Raw genomic sequence first — 6,320 nt, forward strand, 5'->3', positions numbered from 1 at the left:
ATGAGTTTTATAGTTGCATGTAGAGTGGGTTAATTATTGCTGAATGCCTCTTTATATTATGAATTATGGAACAGTCTGATCTAAAGATAGCGTTTATCCTATAAGGCTGTGCTGATAAGAGTAAACCAGCGTCCGGGTGATAAGCCGAGCACTGTTTATAAAGGAGTATTTATGGTGAAGAGGTCATTACGTCAACCTTATCGGTCACTGTTTGGTGCCATATTGGCGATATCAACTTTAATGAGTTCAGGAGCGATTATGGCGAGCAGTCTGGTGCTACCGAATGCCAGTGATTTAAGTGGTCAATGGCAATTACAGTTAAATAGCTCTGTTGTGAAAGTCTGCGGCATTGAGCTGAAATCCACGGCAATTAAACCCAACTTGACCTGGCATGCCAGCGGAGAATCCTCCTGCCTTAAACAGTTACTGGGTAGTGCTCCGCAGGGCTGGCGTCCAACACCGGACGGCATTACTTTAACTGATGGGACTGGTAATGCATTGGCATTTTTTGAACGAGCACAAGAAGGTTATGAAATGACTTTGCCGGATAATACCGGAGTGGTCACATTGCGCCGTATACCGAATTAACACCAATCTACTTCATCTAATGACTTTATCTTTTTCCTTGAGAGGTAAAGCCATAAACATAATATTTCGCTTGTCAGAAAACCATTAAAGGAAAGATATGGTTTCTCATTCAATTCCTAATTATGACCGATTGCGAGAAGCGCTGGGTGCATGTCGTCAGAGTTTCTACGGTGTGGGTGTATTCAGTGCCATTATTAATATACTGATGTTGGCACCTTCCTTGTATATGTTGCAGGTGTATGACCGGGTTTTGGCTTCGGGTAATGAGATGACATTGCTGATGCTAACATTACTCATGGTTGGCTTATGTTTTTTTATGGGAGCGCTAGAGTGGGTGCGTAGTCTGGTGGTTATCCGTCTTGGTACCCGACTGGATTTGCGTCTCAATCAACAGGTTTTCAATGCGGCTTTTGAGCGTAACTTGCGTGATGGTGATGCCAAAGCAGGACAGGCGTTAACGGATTTAACTCAATTACGCCAGTTTGTCACCGGTAATGCTCTGTTTGCCTTCTTCGATGCGCCTTGGTTTCCGTTATTTCTCGCTGTGGTTTTCCTGTTACATCCGTGGCTGGGTCTGCTGGCGTTGGGCGGTGCTATTTTTCTGATCATCCTCACCTGGTTAAACCAACGTATTACCCACCACCCATTGGCGCAAGCCAATAAGCTGTCAATGCAAGCAACCCATCAGGCCAATACGCATTTACGCAATGCGGAAGTGATTGAAGCGATGGGAATGTTAGGCAATATGCGTAAGCGCTGGTTAGCGCAGCACTATGGTTTTATCCGCCAGCAGAATCTGGCGAGTGAACGTTCTGCGGCTGTGACTGCTTTATCGAAAAGCTCGCGCATTGTTTTACAATCTTTGATGCTAGGTTTGGGGGCATTACTGGCGGTAAACGGTGAGATTACCGCGGGTATGATGATCGCCGGATCGATTTTGGTCGGGCGAGTGCTTAGTCCTATCGACCAGTTAATTGGGGTCTGGAAGCAATGGGTTGCAGCACGTCAAGCCTGGAACCGCTTGCATTTACTGTTACACAATCATCCCCATCGTGAAGACAGCATGACCTTGCCAGCACCGACAGGTGAGCTGAGTGTTGAACACCTCACTTTCCGTCCCAATACCAATCAACCTCCGCGTTTGCATAATATTCATTTTTCTCTTAATGCGGGGGAGACTTTGGGGATTCTGGGTGCTTCCGGCTCGGGAAAATCCACTTTGGCACGCTTGTTAGTTGCAGTACAAGCGCCGAGTCAAGGGACTGTGCGGCTGGATTCAGCCGATATGAATCAGTTAGACAAAGAAGTATCGGGTGCATATATCGGCTACCTTCCACAAGATATTCAATTATTCAGCGGTACTCTGGCGGAGAACATTGCCCGATTCGGTACCACTAACAGTGAGAAAGTGGTTGCCGCTGCAAAGTTGGCCGGGGTTCATGAGCTGATCCTCTCACTGCCTCAAGGTTATGACACGGAGCTTGGTGAGAGTGGTGCGGGTCTGTCGGGCGGTCAACGCCAACGGATAGCGCTGGCAAGAGCAGTATATGGTGATCCCTGTTTTTTGGTGCTGGATGAGCCGAATGCCAGTCTGGATACCGCCGGGGATCGTGCCCTGTTGACGGCACTGGATGCGCTACAAAAACGCGGTTGTACCTTGGTGTTGATCACTCATCGTCCTGCGTTGACCGCTCGTGCCCATAAGTTATTGATCCTGAATCAGGGGCAACAGCAGCGATTTGGTCCGGCAGGCGAAGTGATGGCCGAACTACAGCAGCTAAATGCGTCTAATCAGCCTGAACTAAAGCGCGCTGCGCAAACAACAGGCATACCGGGTTGAGTGGCAATAAGAAGAGAAGCAAGTCATATGTCCGAACACAATAAAAAAACGGAACAGGCATTTTTGCAGGAAATACAACGCAGTGAGAATCGGGCATTGTCTTGGGGATGGGGGTTGGTATTGGCCGGTTTTGGCGGTTTTATCCTTTGGGCTCTACTGGCCCCGTTGGATAAAGGGGTTCCGATTACGGGTACTGTGGTGGTTTCGGGCAACCGAAAAGCCATTCAGCACCCCGAAGGCGGTATTGTTGACCACATTATGGTTCATGATGGCGACAGGGTAGTTGCCGGTGAAGTGCTACTGACTTTAAATGCTGTCAGGGCACGCTCCGCCAGTAATGGACTAACATCGCAGTACTATCAGTTGCTGGCGAACGAAGCTCGTTTATTGGCCGAGCAAAAGGGGGATAAACAGTTGGTGGAGACGCCTCGTTTACAACAAGTGAAGCGGCAGACTGGTATGGATGAAATGCTGGCCTTACAACAACTACTACTTGATAGCCGCCAGCAAGCATTACAGTTGGAAAGTGATGGATTACGCGCCAATATTGCCGGTTTACAGGCCGCGATGGGGGCGCAGAAGCAAGTTCTTGGTAGTAAGAATAGCCAAAAGCAAGCATTGTCCCAACAGTTGGATGGATTGAAATCGTTAGCGGATGAGAACTATGTCCCGCGCAATAAAATGCTGGAAAGTAAGCAGCTTTATGCGCAACTTAACGGCGAAATAGCGCAGATTGTCGGCGAAATCAAGCGGGGCGAGCGGGAAATACAGGAACAAAATTTCCGTATCCAACTGCGTCAACAAGAATATCGGAAAGAGGTCAACACCCAGATGGCGGAAGTGCAATCCACCATAACTGAAGTGTTCAGCCAGTTGGAAAAAGCGAATTTCGATCTGGCAAATATACAAATGCGGTCGCCGGTAGCCGGTACCGTGGTGGAGATGAAAGTCTTTACCGAAGGTGGTGTTATCGCGGCAGGCCAGTCTCTGATGGAAATTTTGCCTGATGATCAACCGCTCTTTGTGGATGCGCGAGTACCGGTAGAAATGGTGGATAAAATCCACTCTGGCTTAGCGGTGGAATTGCAGTTTACAGCGTTTAATCAGAGCACTACGCCGAAAGTAGAAGGGACGGTAAAATTGTTGTCGGCTGACCGGATATTAGATGAACGAACGCAAGAGCCTTATTACAGTTTACGGGTAGAAGTCAGTGAGGCGGCGCGGCAGACGTTGGATCACTTAGAAATCAAGCCTGGTATGCCGGTTCAAGGATTTGTCCGTACCGGTGAACGCTCAATGATTAATTATCTATTTAAGCCATTGATGGATCGCTTGCACATAGCATTAACGGAAGAGTAGGGAGCATTGGATGCCATTAACTTTACGAATCATTTTTTTCATCCTGTTAGTGTTACCTGAGCGGGGAAATGCACTGGGATTACTCGATGCATGGGAATTGGCAGTACATAATGATCCACAATTTCGGGCTGCGGGTTATGAGCGGGACGCAGGACAAGAGGAGGTTTCCTTAGGTTTATCTGGTTTATTACCCTCCTTGCAATACAGCTATGGGGCAAACACCAATTACTCCACAGTGAGTCAGGCTGATAACCGTAGTAACAGTAAGGTAAAACGGGATTACGATAGCTATGTCTCCATGCTGTCTTTGCGGCAACCATTAATTGATTACGGCGCCTATGCCCGCTATCGCCAAGGCATTGCGCGTAAGTTATTCGCAGATCAACATTATCGGGATAAAAGTCAGGAATTGATCGTCCGGCTGTATCGGGCTTATAGCAGCGCCTTATTAGCTCAGGAAAAAACAGCCCTATTAAATGCCCAATTACGTGCTTATGAGGAACAGATCCAACTGAATCGTCGGTTATTGGTTGCCGGGGAGGGCACACAAACAGATATTGATGAAACGGCTGCACGCCTGACGTTGACTCAGGTACAATTTATTGAGCAACAAGATGTGTTGGATAGCCAGTTAACCGAACTGGAAAATATGATCGGTCGATCGGTTAATTTGGCAGAGTTACGGCCATTAACGTTGGACGCTTTGCCACAGAATATCAGCGATGACCGCACACTGGCGCAGTGGCGCGATCTGGCTATTCGCTATAATGCCCGTCTTGCCGGCCAGCGGGAGAATCTGGATGCCAAACATTATGAAATAGAAAACAGTCGTAGCGGTCATCTGCCGACCTTGCAACTGGTGGCCTCCTCCCGTAATTCTCGCTCTGAAGCGGAATATAATTATAACCAGAAATATGATACGCAAAACATTGGTCTACAGTTGAATGTGCCTATTTATGCTGGGGGGAGTGTTTCCAGTGCGACTCGGCAGGCAACGGCACACTATCAACAGTCGCAGGCGGAACTCGATCAAGAAACCAGACAGGTATTGGCGGAGCTCAAACGCCAGTTCAATCTCACGAGTAGTGGTGCCGCCAAAATACGTGCGTGGCAAATGACGGTAGATTCAGCGCAAAAGGTACTGCTGGCTACCCGTCGCAGCGTATTGGGTGGTGAACGAATCAATCTGGATGTCTTATTGGCTGAGCAGCAACTGTATAACTCGCGGCGGGATTTGGCAGAAGCGAAATACAGTTGGCTCCAATCATGGCTAGAGCTACGCTACAACGCAGGGACTTTGCAAGAAAATGATATTCTGCAATTAGCTGCGTGGTTTGAGCCAGAGAAACGCTAAAACTGGTTGTCACTCCCAACCTCAGAGCAGACACTTCAAGCCTGAATGTTCCGAGATAACGTTTTTGCATCAATAAGCTCCTCTTCTATAGCGGCTTAGACATCAAGTTTACGGCCAGTCAGCCATTCCACCATTGCCGGGTCGCGATGCGAGAAGAACGCGCTGGTTGCGGTATCAAGAGCGGCTATCTGTAGCATGTCTTCAGAACTGAGTTCAAAATCGAGAATGTTGCTATTCTCTTCCATACGCTCTTTTCGCACTGATTTTGCCAGCGAAATGATGCCGCGTTGGAAGATCCAGCGCAGGACAACCTGACCCACGCTTTTGCCGTATTTCTCACCAATCGCAGTTAATACGGGATGCTGGAATAGCCCGTTTCTCCCTTCAGCAAAAGGTGCCCAGGCTTCAGGTTGAATCCCATGGCTTTGCATCCACGGTACTGCATGCAGTTGCTGGTTGAAGGGGGTTAACTTCAATCTGGTTCACGGCGGGGGCGACTTTATTGAATGCAACAAGATCTGCAAGTCTGTCGGGATGAACATTGCTCACGCCAATAGAGCGGATTTTTCCGGCCTGCTGTAGTTCTTCCATTGCCCGCCATGCACCATGGATATCACCGTAGGGCTGGTGAATAAGGTACAGGTCAACATAGTCCAGTTGCAGGCGATTCAGTGAACGTTCGAACTGTGCTTTAGCCCCTCCATAATGGGTATCTGTCCGCTCCGTGCTGTGAACTCAACGGGTCGACGTAACGCTATCCTTAAAGACGGGGGGCGGTGCCATGCTGAGGTGTGGACAAACACATATCGAAAGTGCCTCCCTATCTGTTCATATATCATTCAGAGCCCACACCAATTGTGTTAACGTTCGTAAAGGCGAAGACCCAATGCTGATGGATAAAGGGAACTAAACTATTTGGTATTAGTGGTTATCCCGCTGGATGCACGATTTATGCTTACGACCCGGCAATCAAGCAAGTATTCAGTTGTTCTACTATGAAGAAAGAATTCCTAAAACGGTTGTTTGAAGAGTCGCGAACAAAAAATTGATTCCGTAATAAACGTGAGATATCCCTATGCCGATATTCTAGAAAGTAGCTGACTGGCCGCTACTGGGTGGCCAGTTGCCAGTTGCCAGTTGCTCACTGGGAGGAACGAATACCATTGATATAATAGAAAG

General features: G+C 48.1%; 4 protein-coding genes and 1 pseudogene. 4 read left to right on the plus strand and 1 reads right to left on the minus strand.

The genetic code is table 11. From position 1 onward, the window contains the following. The first annotated feature begins 171 nt into the window (after window positions 1-171). The 4 genes from V1952_RS19200 to V1952_RS19215 all read left to right on the plus strand — a co-directional run bounded on the left by V1952_RS19200 (window position 172) and on the right by V1952_RS19215 (window position 5,141). Window positions 172-588: a protease inhibitor Inh/omp19 family protein gene (locus V1952_RS19200; RefSeq protein ID WP_050086261.1), complete on the plus strand. Its 417-nt coding sequence runs from the start codon at window positions 172-174 to the stop codon at window positions 586-588. 97 nt (window positions 589-685) lie between these two features. Then, window positions 686-2,428, plus strand: a complete 1,743-nt coding sequence (locus V1952_RS19205) for a type I secretion system permease/ATPase (protein WP_372558281.1) — start codon at window positions 686-688, stop codon at window positions 2,426-2,428. A gap of 27 nt (window positions 2,429-2,455) precedes the next feature. After that, window positions 2,456-3,787 carry an HlyD family type I secretion periplasmic adaptor subunit gene (locus V1952_RS19210; RefSeq protein ID WP_372558282.1) on the plus strand — a complete coding sequence of 444 codons (1,332 nt, stop codon included), beginning with the start codon at window positions 2,456-2,458 and terminating at the stop codon, window positions 3,785-3,787. Between the two features lie 10 nt (window positions 3,788-3,797). After that, window positions 3,798-5,141 (plus strand): TolC family outer membrane protein, encoded by a 1,344-nt coding sequence (locus V1952_RS19215; RefSeq protein ID WP_420075340.1) that lies wholly within the window; start codon window positions 3,798-3,800, stop codon window positions 5,139-5,141. A 95-nt stretch (window positions 5,142-5,236) separates the two neighbouring features. Here the strand turns inward: V1952_RS19215 and V1952_RS19220 are convergent. After that, window positions 5,237-5,855, minus strand: a pseudogene (locus V1952_RS19220) (aldo/keto reductase); the annotation flags it as partial. Window positions 5,856-6,320 lie beyond the last annotated feature (465 nt).

This window comes from Yersinia sp. 2542 StPb PI (genome assembly GCF_048593855.1).
Lineage (GTDB): Bacteria > Pseudomonadota > Gammaproteobacteria > Enterobacterales > Enterobacteriaceae > Yersinia > Yersinia enterocolitica_E.

Coding starts and splice junctions, on each gene's coding strand:
- V1952_RS19205 (WP_372558281.1), top strand. CDS start 686: ATGGTTTCTCATTCAATTCCTAATTATGACCGATTGCGAGAAGCGCTG.
- V1952_RS19200 (WP_050086261.1), top strand. CDS start 172: ATGGTGAAGAGGTCATTACGTCAACCTTATCGGTCACTGTTTGGTGCC.
- V1952_RS19210 (WP_372558282.1), top strand. CDS start 2,456: ATGTCCGAACACAATAAAAAAACGGAACAGGCATTTTTGCAGGAAATA.
- V1952_RS19215 (WP_420075340.1), top strand. CDS start 3,798: ATGCCATTAACTTTACGAATCATTTTTTTCATCCTGTTAGTGTTACCT.